We start from the raw sequence: 26,555 nt of genomic DNA, 5'->3' as shown, positions 1-26,555 counted from the left end.
ATCGTCACTATGACGAGTATTATTCGCGTCATAGTGACGATTATTCCGCCGCGGCTCAGCCCGCCGCACCCGCTCCGCCGACATATAGCGGTATTGACCAACGTAAATGCATTCGCTAGGCTGTGCTCACCTCGCTGGGAGCGCTCCGCTCCCGGGCGGGCCCCCTACTTCGCACAGCCTCGTTCCCTCACGGCGCGGCACCACCTTGAGGAGTTTCACGTGCTGTTTCACCGTCAACGCCGTCGCGTCCTGATCGCGGGGGTCGTCACCGTCGCGACCGCGGCGCTCGGCATCGGGCTCTCGACGCAGTTCGCCGGCGCCCAGACCACGCTGCGCGGGGCCGCCGACGAGATCGGCAAGGACATCGGCGTCGCCGTCTCGTACGACCAGCTCATGAACAACGCGCAGTACCGCAACATCGTCGCCACCGAGTTCAACTCCCTCACCGCCGAGAACGCGATGAAGTGGGACGCGACCGAGCCCAGCGACGGGAACTACACGTTCACCCAGGCCGACGCGATCGTGGACTTCGCCGAGGACAACGGCCAGACCGTCCACGGGCACACCTTCGTGTGGCACCAGCAGACCCCGCAGTGGGTGCAGAACCTCTCCGGCACCGCCATGCGGGCCGCCATGGTCGACCACATCAACACCGTCGCGAACCGCTACGAGGGCCGGGTCGACTCCTGGGACGTCGTCAACGAGGTCGTCAGCGACAGCAACGGCGCCATGCGCGACTCGTTCTGGCTGCGCGCCATGGGCGAAGGCTACATCACCACCGCGTTCCAGACCGCCCGCGCGGCCGACCCGAACGCCGACCTCTACATCAACGACTACTCGATCGAGGCCGACAACGCCAAGTCCGACCGGATCTACACGATCGCCCAGGGCCTGGTGAGCCAGGGCCTGCTCGACGGCGTCGGCTTCCAGTCGCACCTCATCCTCGGCCAGGTGCCCTCCACGATGGAGGCGAACCTCCAGCGCTTCGTCGACCTCGGGCTGAAGGTCCGCATCACCGAGCTCGACATCCGCATCGGGATGCCCGCCGACAGCAGCGAACTGGCCCGCCAGGCGCAGGACTACGAGCGCGTCGTCAGCATCTGCGCCGAACTCGCCGACTGCACCGGCGTCACCGTGTGGGGCCTGCGCGACGGCGACTCCTGGGTCCCGGGCGTCTTCCCGGGCGAGGGCGCGCCGCTGCTGTTCAACGACGACTTCTCGAAGAAGCCGGCCTACAACTCGGTGCTGAACGCCCTCGGCGACGGCACCACCGAGCCGCCGACCTCCGACCCGGTCACCACCACCTCCCCGCCGCCCCCCGGCGACGGCTGCACCGCGACGCTGTCGGTCCAGAGCCCGTGGAACACCGGGGCGACGTACGCGGCCACCGTCAAGGCCGACCGGGCGCTGACCGGCTGGACCGTGACGTGGACCTGGCCGGGCTCGGAGCGGATCTCCAACGCCTGGAGCATCCAGGGGAACCTCACCGGCGCCACGGTGACCGGCTCCAACGTCGGCTACAACGGCACCCTCGCCGCCGGGCAGTCGACCACGTTCGGCTTCAACATCACCAAGGCGAACGGCTCCACGGCGTCCGTGCCGACGGTGACCTGCACACCGGCCTGACCGGCCGGTCCCAGACCCAGCTCCCTTCGCAGAAAGAGGCCGGGGCCCGGGCGCATCGGCGCCCGGGCCCCGGCTGCGACAGGGGAATCCGCAGGGGTGTTCAGCCGAGTTCGGCCTGGAACATCCAGCTCTGCTTCTCCAGCTCGGCGGTGATGCCGATGAGGAGGTCCTGGGAGACCGGGTCGGCCGACTCGGTCGTCTCGATGCGCTCGCGCATGTTGGCGATGACCGAGGTGTACGCCTCGATCATGAGCGAGATGACCTCGGTGTCGGAGATGGTCCCGTCGTGGATCTTGGGGAGCGACGAGGTGTCGGCGACGGTGGCGGCGCGGCCGTCGGCGCTGACGCCGATGGCGATCGCGCGCTCGGCCACCAGGTCGGCGGCGTTGCGCGCCGACAGCACGATCTCGTCGAGCTGGAGGTGGAGGGACCGGAAGTTCTTGCCGTAGACGTTCCAGTGCGCCTGCTTGCCCACCAGGGACAGGTCGATCAGGTCGACCAGGGCGCCCTGGAGCGCCTTGGCGGTCGTGTCGCGGTTCTCGTCGGTCAGGCTCGAGCGGACGGTCGACATGGCGGTGCACCTCGCAGAGAATTCCGGCGGTTGACAATGGCGATCGTAGCCGTACCCGGCTCGTCCGGTGCCAAACTCGTGCGGTCGGCCGCCGTTCGGGGGAAGATGCGGAGAGTCAGCTCCCCGGGTCGCAATTTGTTGGGTCAGTCGATAAACTAATCCGAGTCGTGCCGATCGCGGCCCGGCCCACCTGCATCCCTGAACGAGCCAGGAGCTACGAATGCCTTACCGCCCGCCGCTGGTCGCCCGCGAGTTCTTCGTCGCCGACCCCCCGGAGCTGCCCCAGCGCGCCAACGGCGAGCAGGGCCTGTCCGCCGTCACGCGCGCCGAGGTCGTCAAGACCTTCCCCGACGCGGTCCTGCTGAAGGCCGCCACCACCGCCGGCGAGGAGCTGTACGTCGGCATCGCGGTCGCCGGCGAGGGCGTCATCGGCACCCGCCTGGCCGCCGACCCCGAGGCCCGCCCCGCGGCCGAGAAGATCATCGAACTCGTCCGCCCCGGCTCCTACGCCGACGCGAAGGTGAGCGTCGAAGCCGGCACCGTCACCGTCGACGCCGGCCCGATCCGCGCCGTCGCCACCCTCGACTCGTGGTCGCTGCGGTACGAGGACGCCTCCGGGCGGCTCCTGGTGGCCCAGAACCCCGGCGAGCAGGACATCTCCGGGCGCCTGCGGACCCTCCCGTTCGGACGCTCCCTCGTCGACGGCCGGCCCGTCGCCTTCCACGAGTCGTTCACCGCCGCCCCCGACGAGGCGTTCGCCGGCTTCGGGGAGCGCTTCGCCCCCCTGAACGCCCGCGGCCAGCGCCCGCTGATGTGGAACTTCGACGCCTTCGGCTCCGAGTCCATCCGCGCGTACAAGAACGTCCCGATCTACGTCTCCGACCGCGGCTACGGCGTCCTCGTCAACTCGGGCGCCCCGGTCGAGTTCGACATGGCCCAGCAGACCCACGCGGCCGTCGAGTTCATCGTCCCCGACGACGTCCTCGAGTACTTCGTCATCGCCGGCACCCCGCTCGAGGTTCTCGACCGCTTCGACGGCCTCACCTCCCGGCCCTCGCTGCCGCCGAAGTGGGCCTTCGGCACCTGGATCTCCTCGGGCTTCTTCGTCGACTCCGAGGCGCGGGTCATGGACCGCGCCAAGAAGATCCGCGAGCGCGGCATCCCCTGCGACGTGCTCCACCTCGACACCTTCTGGCAGCACGAGCCGCACTGGTCCGACATGCAGTGGGACGGCGAGAACTTCCCGAACCCGGAGCGGATGCTCGCCGAGCTCGCCGAGCAGGGCTTCAAGGTCTGCCTGTGGATGAACTCGTACATCTCCCACAAGTCGCCGGTGTTCGCCGAGGGCGACGAGCGCGGCTACTTCCTCAAGAACGCCAAGGGCGAGACCTACGTCGCCGACGTCTGGCACGGCTCGCACCAGGCCAGCGGCATCGTCGACTTCACCAACCCCGACGCGGTCGAGTGGTGGAAGGACCTGCTGCGCGGCCCGCTGCAGGCCGGCGCGGCCCTGTACAAGACCGACTTCGCCGAGGGCGTGCCCGCGGACGCGGTGGCGCACAACGGCATGACCGGCACCGAGCTGCACAACGTGTACACCCTGCTCTACAACGACGCGGTGGTCGAGGTGACCCGCGAGGTCAACGGCCACGAGCTCGTGTGGGCCCGCTCCTCGTTCCTCGGCGGGCAGCGCCACTCGGCGCAGTGGTCCGGCGACGTCCAGACCACCTGGGCCGGCCTGGGCGGCACCATCCGCGGCGGCCTCTCGCACGGCCTCTCGGGCGTCCCGTTCTGGTCGCACGACACCGGCGGCTTCAACGGCACGCCCTCCGACGACCTGTACATCCGCTGGGCCCAGTTCGGCGCGCTCTCGCCGCTGCTGCGCTACCACGGCACCACCACCCGCGAGCTGTGGGAGTTCTCCGAGGAGGCCGAGCGCCTCGCGGTCGAGTCGCTGAAGCTGCGGTACTCGCTGATGCCGTACCTCTACAGCGCCGCGGTCCGCGCCTCGCGCACCGGCGAGCCGGTCCTGCGCGCCCTCAACGTCGACGACCCGGCCGACCCGGTCTCGTGGAACGCCGACCAGGAGTTCCGCCTCGGCACCGACCTGCTCGTCGCGCCGGTGAACGACCCGTCGGGCGAGCGCAAGGTCTACCTGCCGCACGGGCGGTGGATCGACTTCTGGACCAAGGAGGTCCACGAGGGCGGCCGGTACATCGACACGAAGCACGGCCTGGAGACCTTCCCGGTGTTCGTGCGCTACGGCGCGATCATCCCGCGCGTCGAGCCGGGCGCGACGATCGGCGAGGGGCCGTTCGCGGGCATCACCCTCGAGCTGTGGGGCGCCCCGTCCGAGGGCGTCACGATCTCGGACGTCGACGGCGACACCGCCGTCACCGTAGAAACAGTTTCTGAAACTTCGGTGACCCTGGTTTCGACCGGCCCGGCCGACATCGCTAATGTGAGCGTCATCGACGTTGCGGGCAAGCCCGCGAAAGCAGAGCTGGAGCGTAAGTAGATGACCTTGGTGGCCGGAGTCGACTCCTCGACGCAGTCGACGAAAGTGTTGTTGGTCGATGCCGAGACCGGCGAGATCGTCGACTCCGGTCGCGCCCCCCACCCGGACGGGACCGAGTGCCCGCCCGAAGCGTGGTGGGAGGCCCTCCAGGAGGCCGGCAAGGGCCTCCTGGAGCGCGCCGAGGCGGTGGCCGTCGCCGGGCAGCAGCACGGCATGGTCGCCCTCGACGCGGACGACCGGGTCGTCCGCCCGGCGCTGCTGTGGAACGACACCCGCTCGGCCCCCCAGGCCGAGCGGCTCACCGCCGAGCACGGCGGCCCCGAGGCCTGGGCCGCCGACACCGGCCTGGTCCTCGCCGCCTCCTTCACCGCCACCAAGCTCGCGTGGATGGCCGAGCACGAGCCCGAGAACGCGGCGAAGACCGTCTCGGTCATGCTCCCGCACGACTGGCTCACCATGAAGCTCCGCGGCGCGAGCGCCGCCGAGGCCACCACCGACCGCTCCGACGCCTCCGGCACCGGCTACTGGTCCCCGCACACCGGCGCCTACGTCCCCGAGCGCCTCGTCCAGGCCTTCGGCCGCGAACTCGCACTGCCGCGCGTGGCCGCCCCCGACGAGACCGTGGGGCGCACCCCCTGGGGCGCGATCGTGGCCCCCGGCACCGGCGACAACGCCGGCGCCGCCCTCGGCCTGGGCCTCGGGCCCGGCGACGTGGCCGTCTCCCTCGGCACGTCCGGCACCGTCTTCGGCGTCGCCGACGTCCCCGCGAACGACCCCACCGGGATCGTCGCCGGGTTCGCCGACGCCACCGGCCGGTTCCTGCCGCTGGTGTGCACCCTCAACGCCGCCCGCGTCCTCGACACGTTCCGTACGCTCCTCGGTGTGGACCACGCGGAGTTCGACGCGCTCGCGCTCGCCGCCGCGCCCGGAGCCGGCGGCCTCACGCTCCTGCCCTACCTCGACGGCGAGCGCACCCCCGCGCGCCCGAACGCGACCGGGGTCCTCTCGGGCCTCACCACCGGCGCCACCCGCGCCGACCTCGCCCGCGCCGCCGTCGAAGGCATGCTCGCGGCCCAGGCCGACGGCCTGGCCGCGATGACCGCCCAGGGCATGGAGACGCGACGGGTCCTCCTCATCGGCGGCGCCGCCGCCTCCCAAGCCGTCCGCCGGATCGCCCCCACCGTGTTCGGCGTCGACGTGGAAGTGCCCCCGCCGGCCGAGTACGTGGCCCTCGGCGCCGCCAAGCAGGCGGCCTGGGCCCTGTCCGGCCGGCCGACCCCGCCACAGTGGAAGCACGGGGACACCGAGCGGCTGACCGGCAGCGCCGCCGCGGGGTCCCCGGGAACAGCAGTCGAGCAGTATTCGACGCTCAGGGACGAGACCTCGTCCTGGGCGTCGCACCGATAAAGCAAAGGACAGAAGATGACCGACAAGTATGCACCCGTGCCGGAGGACAAGTTCTCCTTCGGCATCTGGACGGTCGGCTGGGCTGCGCAGGACGTCTTCGGCTCGGCCACCCGCGCCGCGATGGCCGCCGACCGGGCCGTGCGCGAACTCGCCGAGATCGGCGCCTACGGCGTGAACTTCCACGACAACGACGTGTTCGACTTCGACGCCTCCGAGTCCGAGCGCGACGCCAAGATCGGCGCCTTCAAGAAGGCCCTGGACGAGACCGGGCTCAAGGTCACCACCGCGACCACGAACCTGTTCGGCCACCCGATCTTCAAGGACGGCGGCTTCACCCACAACGACCGCGACGTGCGCCGCTTCGCGATCAGCAAGGTCATGCGCAACATCGACCTCGCCGCCGAGCTCGGCGCCGAGATCTACGTCGCGTGGGGCGGCCGCGAAGGCGCCGAGTCCGGCGGCTCCAAGGACGTCCAGGCCGCGATGGCCCGCATGAAGGAGGCCTTCGACACCCTCGGCGACTACGTCGTCGAGCAGGGCTACGACATCCGGTTCGCCATCGAGCCCAAGCCGAACGAGCCCCGCGGGAACATCCTGCTGCCGACCCTCGGCCACGCCATCGCGTTCATCAACGAGCTCGAGCGGCCCGAACTGGTGGGCATCAACCCCGAGATCGGCCACGAGGAGATGGCCGGCCTCGACTACGCCGCGGGCATCCGCCAGGCGCTGTGGCACGGCAAGCTCTACCACATCGACCTCAACGGCCAGACCGGGCCGCGCTACGACCAGGACCTGCGCTTCGGCGCCGGGAACGTCGGCGGCGCCTTCTGGACCGTCGACGCCGTCGAGGAGGGCATCGCCAAGGGCCAGTACAACGGCCCCATCCACTTCGACTTCAAGCCCCCGCGCACCGAGGACGACAAGGGCGTGTGGGTCTCGGCCGCCGCCTGCATGCGCAACTACAAGATCCTCAAGGAGAAGGTCAAGGCGTTCCGCGCCGACCCCGAGGTCCAGGAGGCCCTCAAGGCCGCCCGCGTCGACCAGCTCGGCGTCCCGACCCTCGCCGAAGGCGAGACCTGGGCCGACCTCAAGGACGTCAAGATCGACGTCGACGGCCTCGCCGCCAAGGGCATGGCCTTCGAAGCGCTCGACCAGCTCGCCCTCGAGCACCTCTACGGCGTCCGCTAGACACCGCGAAACGGAACCGGGCCCGGAGCTGTAGCTCCGGGCCCGGTTCGCAACCCCACACCCATCAGTAGGATCTGCGCCTCGCGGCGCTGTCACCCTCAGGAGGATTTCGATCTCCCCTTGGCCCGAACATTACGGACGGGCCCTCCGCGATCGCGGTGAGGACCATTAGAGGTTCATGTGAACCGGCGCCGCCCGCCTAGCGCTCCGCCGGCAGCGTCGGCTCCGGCGGGTCCGCGAGCCCTGCGAGGAGCTTCTGCCAGATCCCGACCCCGACCCAGCCGCCGTGCTTGTACCCGGCGTCGCGGATGCTGCCGAGCAGCTCGAACCCGAAGCGGGCGTGCAGGGCCTCGCTGCCGGGGTTGGGCTGCGAGATCTGGGCCATGACGCTCCGGAAGCCCTGCTGCTCCAGGCGCTTGAGGAGCTCGCCGTACAGCAGCGAGCCGATGCCCAGCCCCAGGTGGCCGGGGGAGACGTAGACCGTGGACTCGGCGGTCCACGCGTACGCCTGCTTCGGCCGCCACGGGCTCGCGTACGCCAGCCCGGCCACGGCCCCGCCGGCCTCCGCGACGAGGTACGGGTACCGGTCCGCGTTGGCCGTGAACTGCGCCGCCCACTCCTCGGCCTCGTACGGCTCGGTCCGGAAGTTGCTGGTCGACTCGGCGATGTAGTGGTTGAGGATCGCGCTGGCCGCAGGCGCGTCCCCGACCCGTGCGAAGCGCACGGTCACGGCGTCACTGGTGGTCATGGCCGAATTCTAGCTAGCCGCACGGCCAGTGCCGGGTGGCCGTCCCGCAGTCCGGGCGGTCACCACACCGTCGAGGGCCGCCACGCGACCATGCTCGGCCGCAGACCGCCGGTCGCCCGGAAGTCCTCGACCGCCCGCGCCAGGGTGCTCAGCGCGATGTGCGCGTCGGGCGGGAACATGCTCGCGGTGTCCATGTCCCGGTACAGCCGGATCTGCGGCGCCCACCCCTCGTCCGAGTACGAGACCCAGGCGCCCGGACCGTAGTCCTCGCCGCCGGGGCCGTAGTAGGAGAGCGCGCCCACCTCGGTCTCGCGGTCCGCGATGATCTTCAGCCCGTGGTCGGGCCGCCCGCCCGGCTCGTAGCCGGGCCGGTCGCGCACGAGCGCGGTCGCCACCTGCACCAGGTCGGCGGCGACGATCGTCGCGACCGCGGCGGCCACGCCGTCGGGGTCGTACGCGAGGAGGATCTGGGTACCGTGGTCCCTGGTCTGGAGCCTGAACTCGGCGCAGTATCCGGCGACATGTGCGCCCGCGGGACCAGCGCTCATCGGCGGCGCTCCTTCCGAGACGGGAGAGGCAGACGTGCGGGATGGGGAATCGCGTGGGTACTCGACTCGGATCGCCATGGCGGACACCGCACCTCATGTTTGTCGGAGTTTGTGAACGACAGTACGTCCGCAGTCAGGCGGTTTGCTCGATCAGTCGGGAACTTGACAGAAAAGTACTGATATGCCGTGACAACCTGTCCATGCAACTGGCAGATTCCACTCAGGAGTCCGACCGGCTCGCCGCCGCGCCCGCCAGGGCGGCAAGATAGAGCCCATGCGAGTGGAGCTGCTGGGACCCGTGCGGGTCACCGGCGACGACGGCACCGAGATCCCCGTCCCGGCCGGGCGCCAGCGCGCCCTGCTGGCCCGGCTCGCCCTCGAACCCGGACGCCACGTCACCGCCGCCGCCCTCATCGACGCCCTCTGGCCCGACGCCGAGCCCGCCAACGCCCCCGGCGCCCTCCACACCCAGCTCTCCCGGCTCCGCCGCCTCCTCGGCGACCGGGTCGTCCACGGCCCCGGCGGCTACCGGCTCACCCGCGTCGAAACCGACGTCGAGGAATTCGAACGGACCGCCGCCCGAGCCGAATCGGCCTCCAGAGAGGACTCGCCGGCCGCCGTCCGCGACCTCGCCGAAGCCGCACTCGCCCTCTGGCGCGGCCCCGCGCTCGCCGGCCTCGAACCGCGCGGGTTCGCCGACGCCGCCGTCGTCCGCCTCGACGGCCGCCGCGAAGCCGTCGCCGCCCTCCACATCGAGGCCCGCCTCCGCCTCGACGGCGCCGACGCGGTCCTCGCCGACCTCGCCGCCCGCCACGCCGCCGACCCGCTCCGCGAACGCGACGCCGCCCGGTACATGCGCGCCCTCGCCGCCTCCGGCCGCCGCGCCGAGGCCCTCGCCGTCTACGAGAAGGTCCGCGCCCGCCTCGCCGACGAGCTCGGCGTCGACCCCTCGCCGGTCCTCGCCGACGCCCACCTCGACGTCCTGCGCGGCATCGAGCCGGCCCTCCCCGAAGCCCCGGCGAACCGCCTCCCGCAGCCGCTCACCGCCTGCATCGGCCGCGAGGACGAACTCGCCGAACTGCCCGCGCTGCTCGCCCGCCACCGGCTCGTCACCCTCACCGGGCCCGGCGGCACCGGCAAGACCCGCTTGGCCGTCGAGGCCGCCCACCGGCTCGCCGCCGCCGGGCACGCCGTCCGCATGGTCGAACTCGCCCCGGTGCAGGACCCCGGCCGCCTCCCCGAGGTCGTCGGCGACGCCATCGGCTCCGGCGAGTCGATCCTCGCCCGCGGCAGCGACGACCCCGCGACCCGCCTGGTCGAATCCCTGCGGGGCCGCGACCTCGTCCTCGTCGTCGACAACTGCGAGCACCTGGTCGGGGCCGCCGCGGAGCTCCTCTCGCACCTCCTCGGCCGCGCCCCCGGCCTCCGGGTGCTCGCCACCAGCCGCGAAGCGCTCGGCATCGGCGGCGAGACCGTCCTCGGCGTCGGGCCGCTGCCGCTGCCCGAACGCGCCGAACCCCTCGCCGACCTCCTCGACCACGCCGCGATCCGCCTGTTCGCCGAGCGCGGCCGCCAGAGCGACGCCGCGTTCACCGTGGACGAGTCGAACGCGGCCACGGTCCTCGAGGTCTGCACCGCCCTCGACGGCCTCCCGCTCGCCATCGAGCTCGCGGCCGCCCGCCTCGGCGGCATGACCCTCGCCGACCTCGCCGCCCGCCTCGGCGACCGCTTCGGCCTCCTCGCGCGAGGCCCCCGCACCGCCGAGCCCCGCCAGCGGACCCTCCGCGCCGTCGTCGACTGGAGCTGGGACCTCCTCGAACCGGCCGAGCGGCTCGTCCTCGCCCGCATGTCGGTCTTCGCCGGCGGCGCCGACCTCGACGCCGCCTGCGAGGTCTGCTCCGCGACCGCCGACGACATCACCGGCCTGGTCGACAAGTCCCTCGTCCAGCGCCTGCCCGGCGGCCGGTACCGGCTCCTGGAGACCGTCCGCGACTACGCCGCGGCCCGCCTCGCCGAAGCCGGCGAGACCGCCGAGCGCTACGAGCGCCACGCCGACTACTACGCGCGCCTCGCCGAAGAGGCCGAACCGCACCTCATGCGCGCCGAGCAGGTCGAATGGCTCGACCGCCTCGCCGCCGACCACGCGAACCTCTTCGCCGCGATCCGCCGGATGGTCGCCGCCGGGAACGCCCGCATCGCCTACCGGGCCCTCTCGCCGCTGTCCTGGTACTGGTGGATGCGCGGCTACCGCGACGAAGGCCAGGAACTCGCCCGGCAGGTCCGCGCCCTCCCGGTCGACGACGCCACCGGCATCGAGCCGATCCACCGCGTCAAGGTCGCGATGGCCGGGAGCTGGGGACTGTGGGCGGGCCGGCTCGACCCGGTCGAGATCGACGCCCAGTTCGCCGAGGCGCAGCGGATCGGCGAGCGGTACGGCCTGCTCGAGGCCGAGCCGCTGACCCGGATGATCCCGCTGATCCGGTCGCTCGTCGCCGGCGACGAGGCCGCCCTGCGCGCCGTCACCGACGGGCTCGACCCCGAACGCAGCCCCTGGGTCCGCGGGATCGCCCTGCTCTTCTGCTCCGACTACTCCCAGCGCGCCGGCCGGCCCGAGGACGCCGCCGCCGAACTGGCCGAGTCGCACGCGATCTTCGAGCGGCTCGGCGAGCGGTTCGGCCTCATCCTCACCCTGCAGGGCCTCGCCGCCGACCGCATGGCCGCGGGGGACTACCAGGGCGCCCGGAGCCTCCTGGTGCGGGCGCTCGCGGCCGAAGCCGAGTTCGGCGCGGACCCGACCGACTCGGTCATCGCCGAGCACCTGTGGCGCATCGACGCCGAGCACGGCGACGACCCCGCCGCGATGCTCGAGCGGCTGCGGGCGCTGGCCGAGCGCGCCGAGCGGTTCGGCAACGCCGAGAACGTCATCGCCGCCCGGACCTCCGCGGCGGTCTGCCTGCGGCGCCTGGGGAGGCTCGCCGAGGCCCGCGACGCGCTGCTCGCCTCCGAGGACGACCTGCCGCAGTTCCTGAGCTTCTCCGAGAACGCGGTGCACCTGTACCGCCAGCTCGCGGTGGTGGCGCGCGAACTCGGCGACCCGGACCTGGAGGCCCGGGCCGCCGGGATGCTCGCGGGGAGCAACTGGCCGTTCAGCTCGTGAGCCGGGACCGGTCCCGCGAGAGCGCTCCGCTCGTGAGCGCTCCTCGGGCGGTTCAGCCGGTGAGGCGCCGCCGGTAGGCCCGCAGCGACAGCGGCACGAACACCGCGAGGATCGCCGCGCACCAGCCGAGCAGCGCCAGCGTCTCGCCGCCGGGCGCCTCGCCCGCCAGGAGCACGCGCATCGTGTCGGCGAGCGCGGTGAGCGGGTTGACCCGCGCCCACCACTGGACCGGCCCGGGCAGCGTCTCGATCTCCACGAACATCGTCGAGGTGTACGCCAGCGGCATGAGCAGGCTGACCATCCAGGTCTGGATCTGCTCCTCCGACTTCGCGGTGAGGCCGACCAGGACCATCGACCACGAGCAGGCCGAGAGGAACAGCACCACGACCGCGGCCGCGGCGGCGACGCCGAGCGCGCCGCCCTCGGCCCGGTACCCGATCGCGAACGCGACCGCGCCGACGGCGATGAGCGCCCACGTGTGCTTGACCATGTCGGCGGCGACCCGCCCGGCCAGCAGCGCGAACCGCGACACCGGCATGGCGGTGAGCCGGTCGAACACCCCCGACTTCAGGTCGGCGAACAGGCCGAGCCCGGTGGTCACGATCGCGAAGAACAGGCCCATCGCGATGAGCGTCGGTCCCGCGTAGTCGAGGAACGCCTGCCAGGTCCCCATCATCTGCCCGCCCATGAAGAACGTGATGGACAGCAGGATCATCATCGGGATCATCAGGTAGTCCACGAGCTGCGCGGGCTGGTTCCGCACCGACACGAGCGAACGCGCGGTCATCGAGGCCGCCTGGGCGAGCGGCCCGCGGGTCGTGGTCCACGTCGTGGTCCCAGAACGCGCGGCCTGCGGACGCGCGGCCCGGGAAGGCATGGCCGTCATGCCGCCACCTCCTCCTTCTCCTCGGTCCCGGTCCGGTGCCCGGTCAGCGTCAGGAACACCTCGTCCAGAGTGGGCTCGTGGAGCCCGAACGCGGCCAGGTCGGTCCCGGCCTGCACGACCCGGGCCATGACCGCGGTGGCCTCGCCGGGGTGGGCGACCGGGACGGCGACCTCGTCGTGCTCGATCCGCGGCGCGGCGGCGGCCGACCAGCCGGCGAGTTCCGCGAGCTGCCCGAGCGCCTCGGGCCGCGCCGGGCGCATCCGCAGCACCAGGCCGCCGACGGCCTGCTTGAGCTGCGAGGGCGTCCCGGAGGCGATGACCCGGCCGTGGTCGATGACGGCGACGGTCCCGGCGAGCTGGTCGGCCTCCTCCAGGTACTGGGTGGTCAGCAGCACCGTGGTGCCTTCGGCGACGAGGTCGCGCACGACCTCCCACAGTCCGCTGCGGCTGGTCGGGTCGAGCCCGGTCGTCGGCTCGTCGAGGACGAGGACCTCGGGGCGGCGCACGATCGACGCGGCCAGGTCGAGGCGGCGGCGCATGCCGCCCGAGTAGCCGGCGACGGGCCGGCTCGCGGCGTGCGCGAGTGCGAACCGCTCGATGAGCTCGTGCGCACGGGCCTTCGCCTGCGCCCGCGAGGCCCCGAGGAGCCGGGCGATGAGGACGAGGTTCTGCTCGCCGGTGAGGCCGTCGTCCAGGCCCGCGTACTGGCCGGTGAGGCTCAGGCGCTCGCGGACGCGCGCCGCGTCGGCGACGACGTCGAGCCCGAGGACCCGCGCCGTCCCCTTGTCGGGGCGCGCCAGGGTGGAGAGGACCCGGACGGCCGTGGTCTTCCCGGCCCCGTTGGGCCCGAGCAGCCCCAGGACCGTGCCGGGGGCGGCGCCGAGGTCGACGCCGTCGAGGGCGCGGACCTCGCCGAAGGACTTCACCAGCCCCCGGACTTCGATCGCGTATCTCATGGGAGGCACCTCTCTGGTTTCGGTGGGTGTGGAACCAGCTTGGGGCCCTTCGCTTTCACTCGGCTTTCGCCGCGCTGTCACCGGCGCCGCCGCGGCCCGCGGCACGCGAAAGGGCCGCCCCCGCGCAGCGGAGACGGCCCTCGAGCGGCGTGGCTAGCCCTTGATGGCGCCGGTGATGACGGCCTTCGTGAAGTGCTTCTGGATGAACGGGTACATGATGACGATCGGGACGATCGTGCACACGACCACGGCCATCTTGAGCGCCGAGTCCGGCGCCTGCGTCTGGTACTGCGAGACGTCGGCGGCCGACCCGGGCAGGCCCTGGGTGGACATGAGCATCCGCTGGAGCACCACCTGGATCGGCTGGGTGTCGAGCCCGGGGATGTACAGGACCGCGGAGAAGTAGATGTTCCAGTAGCCGACCGCGTAGAACAGGGCGATGACGGCGAGGATCGCCTTCGACATCGGCAGCACGATCTTGAACAGGGTGCGGAACTCGCCGGCGCCGTCCATGCGGGCCGCGTCGAGCAGCTCGCCCGGGACGCTGTTCATGAAGAAGGAGCGCAGCACGATCAGGTTGAACGCGTTGAGCGCCATCGGCAGCACCAGCGACATGTAGTTGTCGAACAGGCCGAGCTTCTGGACCACCAGGAAGCTCGGGTACAGGCCCGGCGCGAACAGGAACGTGAACAGCACGAGCATGAGCAGCGGGCGGTGCAGGAGCGAGCCGGGGCGCGAGAGCCCGTAGGCGGCGCCGATCGTCAGGACCATCGACAGCGCGGTGCCGCCGGCGGTCAGGCCGATCGTGAGGATCAGCGACCGGGTGAGCGCGCCGCCGTCGAAGATCTCCTGGTACGCCTGGACGCTGAGGTCGGTGGGGATGAGCAGCAGGTTGCCGCCGGCGCGCGCGAGCGCCTCCTCGCTGGCGAAGCTGGTGGCCACGACCGCCCAGATCGGGAGGACGATGGCGGCCGCGTAGCAGATCAGGAAGAGCGCCTTGGTGAGCTTTCCGAACCAGGAGGGCTCCTCGTCCCAGGAGGGCCGGGCGCTCTTGCGGCGGGGCTTGAGTCGGATGTCGGTGGCGGTCATGACTTCTGGTAGATCCCTTGCTCTCCGAGGCGGTGGGCGACGTTGTTGGCGACCAGGACCAGGATCAGGCCGATCACGCCCTTGAACAGGCCCGCCGCGGTGCCGAACGAGGGACCCTGGGTGCCGATGACGCTCTGGTAGTACACGAACGTGTCGAGCACCTCGGTGGTCTGGAATCCGACGGCGTTGCGCTGGAGCTGGTACTGCTCGAACCCGACGTTGAGGATGCCGCCGATGTGGAGGATCAGCAGCAGGACGATGACGGGCCGGATGCCCGGGAGGGTGATGTGCCACATGCGCCGCCACCGGCTCGCCCCGTCGACCGCGGCGGCCTCGTACAGGCTCGGGTTGATCGACGCGAGCGCGGCCAGGAAGATGATCATGCCCCAGCCGGCGTCCTTCCAGGCCCACTGGAGCCAGGCCAGGAACAGGAAGCTGTCGGGGTCGGACATGAACGTCAGGCGGTCGCCGCCGAAGCCGAGCAGCCAGTTCGAGACCAGGCCGTCGGAGCCGAGGACCTGCACGAAGACCGTGACGACCAGGACCCACGAGAAGAAGTAGGGCAGGTACACGACCGACTGGAAGAGGCTGCGGATCTTGGTGGAGACCACCGAGTGCATGACCAGCGCGAGCAGGATGGACAGCGGGAACAGGAACAGGAGGTTCGCGAACGCGAACTTCAACGTGTTGAGCAGCGCGGGGAGGAAGTACGGGTTGGCGAACAGCCGCTCGAACCAGGCGAAGCCCACGAAGGGGTTCTCCCAGAAGGGCCGGTGGGGGCTGTAGTCCATGAACGCGATGATGTTCCAGGCCGAGGGCCAGTAGAAGAACACCGCGAGCTGTGCCAGCGCCGGGAGGGTCAGGAGCAGGAGGGGCCAGTCGTGCCGGAGCCGCTGGGCCACGGTCCGCTTGTTCTTGATGCGGACGCGGTCCTGCCTCCGGCTCGGGGCCGGGGGCGCTGAGGTCTGGAGAGCTGCCATCGCTTGTGAGAGTCCAGTCAGTGAGTGCGTGCGGGGACGGGAAGCCGGGCCGCGACCCCTGGTCGCGGCCCGGCCGGGCGTCTTAGCCGTGCAGCTTTTCGTAAGCGGCGGTGTAGTGCTCGCGGCCGGTCTCGCCGCCGTTGTTCTTCCACGTCTCGACCATGTCCGGGATCGACGACAGCTCGGCGCGGCCGAAGGCGATGTCGTTCTGCTGGTCGGTGAGCACCTGGCCGGCCGACTTGAAGTCCGCCGGGCCCTCGACGCGCATGCCCTCGAAGATGTTCTCCTCGGCGAAGTCCTTCACGGAGGCGTTGTACTCGAAGCGGGCCTGGACCATGTCGGGCGTGCCGGTCAGGAACTGCTGGACGTGGCCCGAGATCGTCTTGTAGTTCACCGGGGCCTGGACGACGGAGGTGCCGGTCTCGTTGAAGACCGGGACGCCGTCGGGGCCGTAGGTGAAGTGGGTGCCCTCGACGCCGTAGTTGAGGATCTCGTACTCCCTGGTGCCGTAAGGCGCCGAGCAGAAGTTCGCGAAGTCGAGGAACTCCTCGACCTGCTCCCGGGAGAGGTCCTTGTTCAGGAACGTCCAGGACTCGACGTTGAAGTTGACGTGCACCAGCGGCTCGCGGCCGTTCGCGGCGAGCGCGCCGAGCGGCGCGATGGTGCCCCCGGTGCCCTCGGCGGTGCTCTGGTCGATGAACCCCTGCCACCAGGAGATGCCGTCGAGCTGGAAGACGATCGTCCCGGCCTTGTGGAGGGCCTGGCCGTCGAGCGTCCCGGACGGGGTGTCGGGGTGGACGAGCTTCTCGTCCCACATCTGGCGGCGGAAGGTGAGCCACTCGGTGTACTCGGGGCGCTCGCAGTTGTGGACGAGCTTCCCGTCGATGTAGGCCCAGCCGTCGCCGGAGGCGAGGCCGAACCACTGCGGGGTGAGGTAGTCGAGGCCGCCGAAGGCCCAGCGGCCGCCGGCGTCGTCGCTGACGGCGCGGGCGACCTCGATGAGCTCCTCGACCGTGGTCGGCATGGTCTGGCCGAACTGCTCGAGCAGGTCGGTGCGGGCGAACATGGCGTTGCCCGGGCCGCCGGTGAAGGAGCCGGGGATGCCGAAGACGCGCGCGGTCTCGGGGTCGGCCGGGTCGGTCGACCAGACCGCCTGGCCCCAGGAGGAGGTCGGCAGGCCGGCGAGCAGGGGCCAGCGGTCGGAGATGTCGCCCTTGACGATGTCGGTCAGGTCGTAGAAGGAGTTGACCACCGTCTCCTGGAAGTTCGGGTGGGCGAACAGCATCCAGGCGAACAGCATGATGCCGTCGCCGAACTCGTTGGCGTTGAGCCACTGCACCGAGGTCTCGGCGAAGGTGTTGCCGTCGGCCTGGCGCAGGTTGACGGTGGTCCCGCCGTTGGCCTCGGCGACCGCCGCGAAGTACGGGTCGTCGTTGGAGGGGGCCTCGCCCCACATCGGGACGGTGATCTCGAACGTGCCGCTGTTGGAGGGGACGTCCTCGATGGCCTGGATCGGCTCGGGGTACGTGGTGAAGCCGGAGGGGTGGTTCGGGGGCTCGCCGACCAGGTCGGGTTCGAACGGGAGGGGCCATTCCTTGTACTCGGGCAGGAAGTCGAAGCCTTCCGTGGCCTGCGAGGTGCCGCCGCCCGACTCGATGTCACTGCACGCGGCGATGAAGGGAAGGCCCGCGGCCCCGGCGGCGCCGAGACCGGCGGCCTTGAACAGGGAGCGGCGCCGGAAGACCGACCCGTCTGAGGGAGTAGCCACGTTGCTGTCCTTTCGGTCGTACTGCGTTGTGAGGGTTTTCGATGGGGGGTACAGCCGGTAATTAGTTCGGCTATTCGATAAACTAAAGTAGCGCACGGTGACAGGCTCCACAAGCGGGGGGTCAGGCGAAACGGGCGCGGATTGATCACGATTCGGGAACGGGCCTTGTAGTTGAACGTGCACATAGACCACTGTCAGGGACTGCCCGACGACCGCTTGTCGCCATCCACGACAATGCCCGATGACACCGGCTTCGGTGCCACGGGGCCACAAGCTCGCAACAGGAGGAGAACATGGCGATGCGCATAGCGGCGAAGTCCGCCGGTCCGGGCGACGCCGACGAGGAGTCCGGCCGCGCCAAGCGGGCCGACTTCACCGATGTGCGGGCCAACAACCTCGGCTTCGTGCTCCGCCAGGTCCGCGCCGAGGTCCGCTGCTCCCGCGCCGACCTCGCCGCCAAGACCGGCCTGAACAAGGCCACCGTCTCCTCCCTCGTCGCCGAGCTCATCGAGCGCCGCGTCCTGCGCGAGTCCGGCTCGGTCATCGGCAACATCGGCCGCCCCGCGGTGCTCCTCAGCGTCGACACCGGCTACTACGCCTCCCTCGGCGTCGAAGTGAACGTGGACTACATGACCCTCGTCGCCGTCGACCTCGCCGGGAACCGCCTCCTGTCCTGGCGCCGCGCCCACGACGGCGCGAACTCCACCCCCGGCAAGTCCGTCTCCGCGCTCGCCGGCCTCGCCAAGCGCGCCGTCGACCGCATGGACTCCGAAGGGCGCCAGATCCTCGGGCTCGCCGTCGCCGTCCCCGGCATGATCGACAACGACGGCGTCGTCCAGCGCGCCCCGATGCTCGGCTGGTCCGAATTCGACCTCACCGGCCGCCTGCGCCAGGCCATGCGCGACCCCAAGTACGCCGTCACCGCCGACAACGACGCCAACCTCGGCGCCGTCGCCGAGCAGCGCTTCGGCTCCTGGGCAGGCGTGTCCAACATGATCTACCTGACCGGCGAGATCGGACTCGGCGCCGGCCTCATCATCGACGGCGAACTCCGCAGGGGCGCAACCGGGTTCGCGGGCGAGATCGGCAACCTCCTCATCGAGGTCGACGGCCGGGTCGGCCGCGTCGAGGACTTCGCCGGCGTCCGCGCCGTCCTCAACGAACTGTCCGAATCGGACGAGATCGCCGGGACCGAGGTCGAGGCGGAGGTCGAGGACATCGTCACCCGCGCCCGCGCCGGCGAACCCCGCGTCCTCGAGGCCCTCGACCGCATCGGCCGCTCCCTCGGTGCCGGCATCGCGCTGGCCGTCGACCTGCTCAACCCCGAGGCGGTCGTCCTCGGCGGCCACTACCAGGCGCTCAGCCCCTGGATCGCCCCTGCGGCCGAGACCGAGCTCGCGGCCCGCACCCACGCCTCCGGCGCGGGCGGGGCCGAGATCGTCGTCTCCGCCCTCGGCCACGAGGCCCCCGCCCTCGGTGCCGCCACCGGCATCCTGAACGACATCGACGCCGGCCTCATGCCCACCCCGATCGGCCGGTTAGGCCCTTTGTTTCGGAACTGTTACCCCGCCCGTTTCCGCAGGTAAGCCCTGACGTAACCAGACAAACCGCACCATTCGTGCGCACCTCGGCGCCCCGCCCGCCTTGACCGGCGGGCGGGGCGGGGTGTAGAAATCTTGCATTCCTCAATCGAAGCGCTTCGACAAGTTTCCTTAACGAGAACGTGCCACCAGTGGAAACACCGTGGTCTTCGAAGCGCTTCGATGACGCAAGACACAGCCAGCGACAGCGACGTCCAAGCAAGGAAGACCCTCATGACCGAACGCGACCCGCGCCCCGCCTTCCGCGACCCGTCCCTGCCCCGGGAGGAGCGGATCGCCGACCTCCTCGCCCGGCTCACCCTCGACGAGAAGATCGGCCTGCTGCACCAGTACCACCGGCCGGTCGAACGGCTCGGCATGGGCCCGTTCAAGACCGGGACCGAAGCCCTCCACGGGCTCGCCTGGCTCGGCGAGGCCACCGTCTTCCCGCAGGTCGTCGCCCTCGGCGCCACCTGGAACCCCGAGCTCGTCGAGCAGGTCGGCGCCGCCGTCGCCGACGAGGTCCTCGCCTTCAACCACGACGACCCGGTCAAGGTCGGCCGCAACGTCTGGGCCCCCACGGTCAACCCGCTGCGCGACCCCCGCTGGGGCCGCAACGAGGAGGGCTACTCCGAGGACGCCTGGATGACCGGCCTCATGGGCGGCGCCTACGCGCGCGGCCTCAAGGGCGACAACGGCTCCGTGTGGAAGACCGCCCCCACCGTCAAGCACTTCCTCGCGTACGGCAACGAGGCCGACCGCTGCACCACCTCCTCGAACATGCCGCCGCGAGTCCTGCGCGAATACGAGTTCGCCGCCCACCGCCCGGCACTGGCGAGCGGCGACGCGGTCGCGGTCATGCTCTCGTACAACCTCGTCAACGGCCGCCCCGCGCACGTGACGCCCCTGGTCAACACCGAGCTGCGCACCTGGACCTCCAGCGAGGTCTTCATCGTCTCGGACGCCTACGCGCCCAACAACCTCGCCCAGCTCCAGGGCTACTTCGAAGACCTGCCGACCGCCTACGCCGCGGCCGTCAAGGCCGGACTCGACTCCTTCACCCAGGACGACGACCGCGCCGAAGGCGTCCTCGCCCACGTCCGGACCGCCCTCGACCGCGGCCTCCTCGACGAGGCCGACATCGACACCGCCGTGCGCCGCAACCTGTTCGTGCGCTTCGGACTCGGCGAGTTCGACCCCGAGGACCCGTACGCGCACATCGGCTCCGCATCGGTCAACTCGCCCGAGCACCAGGCCCTCGCCCGCGAAGCCGCCGCGCAGTCGATCACCCTCCTCAAGAACGACGGGATCCTGCCGCTGGCCGCCCCGAAGAAGATCGCCGTCATCGGCCCGCTCGCCGACGTCCAGATGCAGGACTGGTACTCCGGCACCCTCCCGTACGCCGTCACCGCCCGCCAGGCCCTCGGCCGGCGCGCCGAGGTGACCTACTGCGAAGGCGTCGACCGGATCCGCCTGCGCCACAAGAGCGGCTACGTCACCGCCGTCGAGGACGGCGCGGCGCTCGCCCTCACCGACACCACCGGCGCGCCCGCCCAGTTCGACCTGTTCGACTGGGGCGGCTGGTCCTACACCGCGCGCAGCGTCGCCACCGGGAAGTTCGTGGACGGCCGCCTCGACGGCACCGTCGGCGCCGACTCGCCCGGCCCGCACGAGTTCGACGTCCACGAGACCTTCAAGATCGTCGAGGTCGAGGGCGGCAAGGTCGCGGTGCAGCAGATCCACCGCGCCGAGGGCGCCGAGTCCGGCAAGTGGTTCGCGATCGAGGACGCCCGGATCGTCCTCGTCGACGACCAGGCCCGCGCCGCCGAGTTCGACTTCGAGTTCGTCACCAAGGCCAGCGCCGTCGCCACCAGGCTCGCCCGCGAGGCCGATGTCGTGATCGCCGTCCTCGGCGACCACCCGCTCGTGAACGGTCGCGAGACCGAGGACCGCCGCGACCTGCGCCTCCCGCACGCCCAGGAGTGGCTCCTGCGCGACCTCCACGAGGCGAACCCGAATACCATTCTGGTCATGTCCTCCTCCTACCCGTACGCCGCGAACTGGGCCGCGAAGCACCTGCCCGCGGTGGTGTGGTCCGGCCACGGCGGCCAGGAGTGGGGCAACGCGATCGCCGACGTCCTCTTCGGCGACCGCGACGCCGAGGGCCGCCTCCCGCAGACCTGGTACACCGACGCCGCCGAGCTGCCTGCGATGCTCGACTACGACATCGTCGCCTCCGACGCGACCTACCTCTACTACCTCGGCCAGCCGCTCTACCCGTTCGGGCACGGCCTGTCCTATGCGGACTTCACGTACGCGAACCTCGCCGTGGACCGCGAGCAGGCCCGCCCCGGGGACGAGCTCGTCGTCACCGTCGACGTCACCAACGCCGCCGACCGCGACGGCGTCGAAGTGGTGCAGCTCTACTCGCACCAGTGCGGCTCCCGCGTCAAGCAGCCGCTGCGCCAGCTCCGCGGCTTCGCGAAGGTCCGCCTCGCCGCGGGCGAGACCCGCACCGTGGAGTTCCGCGTCGCCGTGGACGACCTCGCCCACTGGGACAACGTGACCGGCCGCATGATCGTCGAGAAGAGCCGCCAGCGCCTCATGGTCGGCCGCTCCGCCGCGAACATCGTCCTGTCGGCCTCGGTCCGCATCGACGGCACCACGGTCGGACCCCGCGACCTGTCGCGCCCGCTCGCCGCCGCGTCGAACGACGCCTACGCGGGCGTCCTGTGGCGCGACGAGACCCGCGCCTCCGGCGACGTCATCGCCGCCGAGGAGGCCGGCGGCTGGATCATGCTGGGGGACTGCGACTTCGAGCCCGGGTACACGACCGTGACCGCCCGCGTGGCGGGCGCCGCCGCGCAGCTCACCCTCCGCGTCGACGACCCGCTCGACGGCGACGTGCTCGCCAAGATCGACACCCCCGCGACGGCCGGGATCTACGACTACGCGGACGTCGCCGTCGAGTTCGGCGGCGCCGAAGGCGTCAAGGACCTGTACGTGACGTTCGAGTCCGGCCCGGTCCGCCTGGCGTCCCTCCGGTTCGGCGGGGAGCGCTAGTGGCCGCCCCGGGCCGCGGCGTCACCATCGCCGACGTGGCCGCCCGCGCCGGGGTCGCGGCCAGCACCGTCTCGTACGTGCTCAGCGGGAAGCGGTCGATCTCCCCGGAGACCGCCGACCGCGTCATGCAGGCCGTCGCCGACCTCGGCTACCACCCGCACGCCGGGGCGCGCTCGCTCGCCTCCCGGCGGGCCGGCGTCATCGCCATGATGTTCCCGATCCGCGACGGCATGCACCTGCCGGTGCTCATGCAGTTCGCGGCCGGGGCGGTCGCGGAGGCCCGCCGCCACGACCAGGACGTGCTGCTCATGACCGCTGACGAAGGCCCCGCGGGCCTCGCGCGCGTCGCCGCCTCGGCGATGGTGGACGGCCTCATCCTCATGGACGTCGAGGTCCGCGACCCGCGGGTGGAGGCCCTGCGCCGCCTGGGGCTCCCCAGCGTCCTCATCGGCTTCCCCGCCGATTCGGCGGGACTGACCTGCGTGGACCTCGACTTCACCGCGGCCGGCCGCGCCTGCGCCGACTACCTGGCCGAGCGCGGGTGCGGCGAGATCGCGCTGCTGGGCGCGTCCGAGGCGGTCTACGAGCGGCGCACCGGCTTCGCCGAGCGCGTCCGGGAGGGCTTCCTCAGCCGCCCGGGTCTGCGCGCGGAGGTCCGACCGTGCCCGAACTTCCCGATGGAGGTCCAGCGCGCGGTCAAGGAGCTCCTCGCGGCCCGGCCGGACCTGACGGGCCTGGCCGTCCACAACGAGCCGGCCGTCGGCCACGTCATGCACGCGCTCGCCGACGCCGGGAAGCGCGTGGGGGAGGACTTCCACGTGGTCGTCATCGGCCCCGACGAGGTCGCCGAGCGGGTCCACCCGCAGCTCCCGTCGGTCCTGGTCCCGGCCGAGACCCTCGCGCAGACGGCGGTGCGCCACCTGATGCGCAAGCTCGACGGCTTCGACGTCCCCGACTCCACCCTGGTCGAACCGCAGCTCACCATCCGCTGAGGCCCGGACGCGGTGCGGCGCCCCGGGGGAGGGAGGTCCCCCGGGGCGCCGCCTCCTTAAGGAGGGAATTCGGTCTGCAGGTATCCGGTCCGCCCGGCTATGAAACCTCGAGCCCCTGGTCTTCGAGCCAGGCCAGGGAGTCGACCTTCTCGCCGTCGATGAGCACCTCGAAGTGCAGGTGCGGGCCGGTCGAGTTTCCGGTGGTGCCGGCGAGGATCAGGGTCTCGCCCTTGCCGACCTCGTCGCCGACGTCCACGAGCACCTCGGAGGCGTGCGCGTACCGGGTCTCGACGCCGTCGCCGTGGTCGACGTAGACCACGTTGCCGTAGCCGCCGGCCTCGAAGCCGACGTAGGTCACCGTGCCGGCGCCGACGGAGACGATCTCGTCGCCCTCGTTGTTGCCGAAGTCGGTGCCGCCGTGCATGGAGCCGTTGCGCATCCCGTAGTAGGACGTGATCGCCGCGGTGGACGGGACGGTCCACGGGTTCTTGGCGGCCTCGGCCGCCGCGGCCGCTTCGGCCTCGGCGGCGGCCTGCGCCTCCGCGGCCGCCTCGGCTTCGGCCTCGGCCTTCGCGGCGGCTTCCGCCTCGGCCCTCGCGGCCGCTTCGGCTTCGGCCTTCGCCTGAGCCTCGGCCGCCGCCTGGGCGGCGGCCGCTGCGGCCTGCTCGGCGGCGTACTCGGCGGCCATGTCGGACAGGACGTCGTCGACCTTCCACTCGTCCTGGACGACCGTGGCCTCCATGTCCACCTCGGCGTCGGCGGCCTGAGCGGCGGCCTGCCCCGAGAGGGCCGACACGATCCAGCCGGTGATGATGGCGGCCGCCAGGCCCCCGCTCACGAACCGCCAGGTGTGACGTTCGCGACGGATGCGGCGGCGCCGAACCACGGCCCGGTGTCGGCGGCTGGTCAGTTCGTCTGCTGCGTTCTCGCAGGTCTCGTCATGATTGCCCATAGGATCGGGAAACCTACATGATCAAAATCGGGCAAAACCGCCTCTATTTGTGAAACCACGCCCGAACTGGTCCCCTTTCAGCGGAGGTCGGCACCGGGGGACGGCCGCTTCTCCTCCGAACGGATGAGACCGGTAACTCACCGTGCGGCGCGCGTCGCAGACCGTGCCGCCGACCGCCCGGCCCGCGTCACACGCGGGGACCCCGGATATATCGGTAGCCCCGTGACCCACGACTCCGCCTAAACTTGGAAAGTCCGCGGCCGCTGAGCCGCTTCCCATCACGTCCCACGCCGTCGCCTGCTGAGGAGCGCCCCATGATCACCGCCACCGGTCTCGAGCTGCGCGCAGGATCGCGCATCCTCCTGTCCGGGGCCGATCTGCGCGTGCAGCCCGGCGACCGGATCGGCCTCGTCGGACGCAACGGCGCCGGCAAGACCACCACGATGAACGTCCTCGCGGGCCTCACCCAGCCCTACACCGGAAAGATCGAGTGCAACGGCCCCTTCGGCTACCTCCCGCAGGACCCCCGCTTCGCCGACCTCTCGCAGACCGCCTCGAACCGGGTCCTCTCGGCCCGCGGCCTCGACCAGCTCATCGCCGACCTCGCCAAGACCGAGGTCGAACTCGCCGAAGTCGCCGACGACGACCGCCGCGACAAGCTCGTCCGCCGCTACTCCCGCCTCGAAGAGCAGTTCTCCGCCCGCGGCGGCTACGCCGCCGAGTCCGAGGCCGCCCGCATCTGCTCCAACCTCGGCCTCGAGGACCGCATCCTCGGCCAGCCGCTCGCCACCCTCTCGGGCGGCCAGCGCCGCCGCGTCGAACTCGCCCGGATCCTCTTCGCCGACGACGGCGACGGCATCCTGCTCCTCGACGAGCCCACCAACCACCTCGACGCCGACTCCATCAACTGGCTCCGCGGATTCCTCGCCGGCCACAAGGGCGGCCTGGTCCTCATCACCCACGACGTGGAGCTCCTCGACGAGGTCGTCAACAAGGTCTGGTTCCTCGACCCGACCCGCTCGGTCATCGACGCCTACAACCTCGGCTGGAAGGCGTACCAGCGCCAGCGCGCCGAGGACGCCGAGCGCCGCCGCCGCGAGCGGGCCAACGCCGAGAAGAAGGCCGACGCCCTCACCCGCCAGGCCGCGAAGCTCGGCGCCAAGGCCACCAAGGCCAAGGCCGCCAAGGGCATGCTGCGCCGCGCCGAGGCCATGATCGACAGCCTCGAAGAGGACCTGCTCCAGGAGAAGGTCGCCGACGTGCGCCTGCCTGAGCCGGCCCCCTGCGGGAAGGTCCCGCTCACCGCGACCGGCCTGTCCAAGTCCTACGGCTCGCTGGAGATCTTCACCGGCGTCGACCTCGCCATCGACCGCGGCTCCCGCGTGGTCATCCTCGGCCTCAACGGCGCCGGCAAGACCACGCTCCTGCGGATGCTCGCCGGCACCCTCGAACCCGACACCGGCGAGGTCGTCCCCGGCCACGGCCTGCGCATCGGCTACTTCGCGCAGGAGCACGACACGCTCGACCACACCGGCACCGTCCTCGAGCAGATGCAGTCGGCCGCGTCGGCCAACGGCGCGGACGTGCTCGAGCCGGAGCTGCGGAAGATCCTGGGCGCGTTCCTGTTCCCAGGCGAGGACGTCTACAAGCCCGTGAGCGTCCTCTCCGGCGGCGAGAAGACCCGCCTGGCGCTGGCGAGCCTGGTCTGCTCGGGTGCGAACGTGCTGCTCCTCGACGAGCCCACGAACAACCTCGACCCGGCCAGCCGCCAGCAGGTGCTCGACGCCGTCGACAGCTTCACCGGCGCGATCGTGATGGTCACCCACGACCCGGGCGCGGTCGAGGCCCTGCGCCCCGAGCGCGCGATCCTGCTCCCGGACGGCGACGAGGACCTCTGGTCCGACGACCTGATGGAGCTCGTCGAACTCGCGTAGGACGCCGGCGGCTCGGCAGTGCGCCGTCTCGGCACTGGTCGCGAGTGCGGCCGCGGCGTTGCCCGCGTTCCCCGCAAGACGCGCCTCGGGCTCGCGGCGTCTCCCGCTTTCGGGTGACGCGCGAGCCGCAGGCGGCGCGCTAACGGCATCGCCTGGCGGGTACACGGCCTGACGATGCGCGCTTTTCACGCCTGCACAGGCGTTTCCGTGCTCACGCGATCTCAGTGACGGACGCAGTGTCTGTCCTGTGCCAGTCTCGTCGATTATGGACGCACCCTTCGCTCCCCCTGGCCAGCCGGACAAGGGAGCCTGGTGCGGGCTCGGTTGCGTGTTGCCGGTTCACGTAGTTCGAGGTCAGGGCGGCAGCGACGGAAGCCGGTAAGTGGCGCAGGCTCGGGGGCGGGCTGAGGGTGCATCCGGGTCAGGGCGGCGGCGACGACAGCCGGTGCATGGCGCAGGCTCGATGGCGTGTTGCCGGTTCGTGCGGGTCGGGGTCAGAGCGGGCGACGAGGGAGTGTCGGCCGGGCGGGTGTTCGAGGCTCGGGCCGGGGCCGGTTGCGCTCGCCCCGGGTTCGGGGTCGGACCATATCGA

18 protein-coding genes are annotated in these 26,555 nt (G+C 71.4%); 9 read left to right on the top strand and 9 right to left on the bottom strand.

Annotation, left to right across the window (positions count from 1 at the left end):
- The first annotated feature begins 219 nt into the window (after positions 1-219).
- The gene (locus GFD30_RS12880; RefSeq protein WP_194201948.1) at positions 220-1,626 is read left to right on the top strand and encodes an endo-1,4-beta-xylanase; all 1,407 of its coding nucleotides are present in this window, start codon (positions 220-222) and stop codon (positions 1,624-1,626) included.
- A 100-nt stretch (positions 1,627-1,726) separates the two neighbouring features.
- Here GFD30_RS12880 and GFD30_RS12875 read toward each other — a convergent pair whose 3' ends face one another.
- The gene (locus tag GFD30_RS12875; protein WP_153025612.1) at positions 1,727-2,197 is read right to left on the bottom strand and encodes a Dps family protein; all 471 of its coding nucleotides are present in this window, start codon (positions 2,195-2,197) and stop codon (positions 1,727-1,729) included.
- A gap of 220 nt (positions 2,198-2,417) precedes the next feature.
- Between GFD30_RS12875 and GFD30_RS12870 the strand changes: the two genes are divergently transcribed.
- The 3 genes from GFD30_RS12870 to xylA are packed head-to-tail and all read left to right on the top strand — an operon-like array spanning position 2,418 to position 7,310.
- Positions 2,418-4,715: a TIM-barrel domain-containing protein gene (locus GFD30_RS12870; protein WP_153025611.1), complete on the top strand. Its 2,298-nt coding sequence runs from the start codon at positions 2,418-2,420 to the stop codon at positions 4,713-4,715.
- Positions 4,716-6,122 carry a xylulokinase gene (xylB, locus tag GFD30_RS12865; protein WP_153025610.1) on the top strand — a complete coding sequence of 469 codons (1,407 nt, stop codon included), beginning with the start codon at positions 4,716-4,718 and terminating at the stop codon, positions 6,120-6,122.
- Between the two features lie 15 nt (positions 6,123-6,137).
- On the top strand, positions 6,138-7,310 hold the full coding sequence (xylA, locus tag GFD30_RS12860) for a xylose isomerase (RefSeq protein ID WP_153025609.1): 1,173 nt from the start codon (positions 6,138-6,140) through the stop codon (positions 7,308-7,310).
- A 199-nt stretch (positions 7,311-7,509) separates the two neighbouring features.
- Here xylA and GFD30_RS12855 read toward each other — a convergent pair whose 3' ends face one another.
- Entirely contained in the window at positions 7,510-8,058 is a 549-nt protein-coding gene (locus tag GFD30_RS12855; RefSeq protein WP_153025608.1) for a GNAT family N-acetyltransferase, read from the bottom strand.
- Between the two features lie 59 nt (positions 8,059-8,117).
- Entirely contained in the window at positions 8,118-8,606 is a 489-nt protein-coding gene (locus tag GFD30_RS12850) for an Imm1 family immunity protein (protein ID WP_194201947.1), read from the bottom strand.
- A gap of 274 nt (positions 8,607-8,880) precedes the next feature.
- Here GFD30_RS12850 and GFD30_RS12845 point away from each other — a divergent pair, with 274 nt between their 5' ends.
- A complete protein-coding gene (locus GFD30_RS12845; protein WP_153025606.1) occupies positions 8,881-11,763 on the top strand; it encodes a BTAD domain-containing putative transcriptional regulator in 2,883 nt (960 codons plus the stop codon).
- A 52-nt stretch (positions 11,764-11,815) separates the two neighbouring features.
- Here the strand turns inward: GFD30_RS12845 and GFD30_RS12840 are convergent, their stop codons facing one another.
- The 5 genes from GFD30_RS12840 to GFD30_RS12820 all read right to left on the bottom strand — a co-directional run bounded on the left by GFD30_RS12840 (position 11,816) and on the right by GFD30_RS12820 (position 17,442).
- Positions 11,816-12,649, bottom strand: a complete 834-nt coding sequence (locus tag GFD30_RS12840) for an ABC transporter permease (protein WP_153025605.1) — start codon at positions 12,647-12,649, stop codon at positions 11,816-11,818.
- Complete coding sequence (locus GFD30_RS12835) at positions 12,646-13,605, bottom strand: ATP-binding cassette domain-containing protein (RefSeq protein ID WP_153025604.1); 960 nt, start codon at positions 13,603-13,605, stop codon at positions 12,646-12,648. Before GFD30_RS12835 ends, GFD30_RS12840 begins: the two co-directional genes overlap by 4 nt.
- A gap of 153 nt (positions 13,606-13,758) precedes the next feature.
- Positions 13,759-14,694 (bottom strand): carbohydrate ABC transporter permease, encoded by a 936-nt coding sequence (locus GFD30_RS12830; RefSeq protein WP_153025603.1) that lies wholly within the window; start codon positions 14,692-14,694, stop codon positions 13,759-13,761.
- Positions 14,691-15,674 (bottom strand): ABC transporter permease, encoded by a 984-nt coding sequence (locus GFD30_RS12825; protein ID WP_153025602.1) that lies wholly within the window; start codon positions 15,672-15,674, stop codon positions 14,691-14,693. Before GFD30_RS12825 ends, GFD30_RS12830 begins: the two co-directional genes overlap by 4 nt.
- Positions 15,675-15,756: 82 nt before the next feature.
- Positions 15,757-17,442, bottom strand: coding sequence for a type 2 periplasmic-binding domain-containing protein (locus tag GFD30_RS12820; protein WP_153025601.1), 1,686 nt, complete (start codon positions 17,440-17,442; stop codon positions 15,757-15,759).
- A gap of 293 nt (positions 17,443-17,735) precedes the next feature.
- Between GFD30_RS12820 and GFD30_RS12815 the strand changes: the two genes are divergently transcribed.
- The 3 genes from GFD30_RS12815 to GFD30_RS27935 all read left to right on the top strand — a co-directional run bounded on the left by GFD30_RS12815 (position 17,736) and on the right by GFD30_RS27935 (position 23,077).
- Entirely contained in the window at positions 17,736-19,028 is a 1,293-nt protein-coding gene (locus tag GFD30_RS12815; protein ID WP_227996193.1) for an ROK family protein, read from the top strand.
- Between the two features lie 228 nt (positions 19,029-19,256).
- Entirely contained in the window at positions 19,257-22,085 is a 2,829-nt protein-coding gene (locus tag GFD30_RS12810) for a glycoside hydrolase family 3 protein (RefSeq protein ID WP_153025600.1), read from the top strand.
- Positions 22,085-23,077 carry a LacI family DNA-binding transcriptional regulator gene (locus tag GFD30_RS27935; RefSeq protein WP_322633205.1) on the top strand — a complete coding sequence of 331 codons (993 nt, stop codon included), beginning with the start codon at positions 22,085-22,087 and terminating at the stop codon, positions 23,075-23,077. The genes GFD30_RS12810 and GFD30_RS27935 overlap by 1 nt, the downstream gene beginning before the upstream one ends.
- Positions 23,078-23,174: 97 nt before the next feature.
- Here GFD30_RS27935 and GFD30_RS27930 read toward each other — a convergent pair whose 3' ends face one another.
- Positions 23,175-23,915 (bottom strand): M23 family metallopeptidase, encoded by a 741-nt coding sequence (locus GFD30_RS27930; protein WP_153025599.1) that lies wholly within the window; start codon positions 23,913-23,915, stop codon positions 23,175-23,177.
- 428 nt (positions 23,916-24,343) lie between these two features.
- On the opposite strand from GFD30_RS27930, the gene GFD30_RS12795 reads away from it, so the two are divergent.
- The gene (locus GFD30_RS12795; RefSeq protein WP_153025598.1) at positions 24,344-25,963 is read left to right on the top strand and encodes an ABC-F family ATP-binding cassette domain-containing protein; all 1,620 of its coding nucleotides are present in this window, start codon (positions 24,344-24,346) and stop codon (positions 25,961-25,963) included.
- The last annotated feature ends 592 nt before the right edge of the window (positions 25,964-26,555 follow it).

The sequence above is a fragment of the Glycomyces albidus genome, from assembly GCF_009451885.1.
Classification (GTDB): Bacteria; Actinomycetota; Actinomycetes; order Mycobacteriales; family Micromonosporaceae; genus Glycomyces; species Glycomyces albidus.
This window is presented reverse-complemented; position numbering and strand designations above follow the sequence as displayed.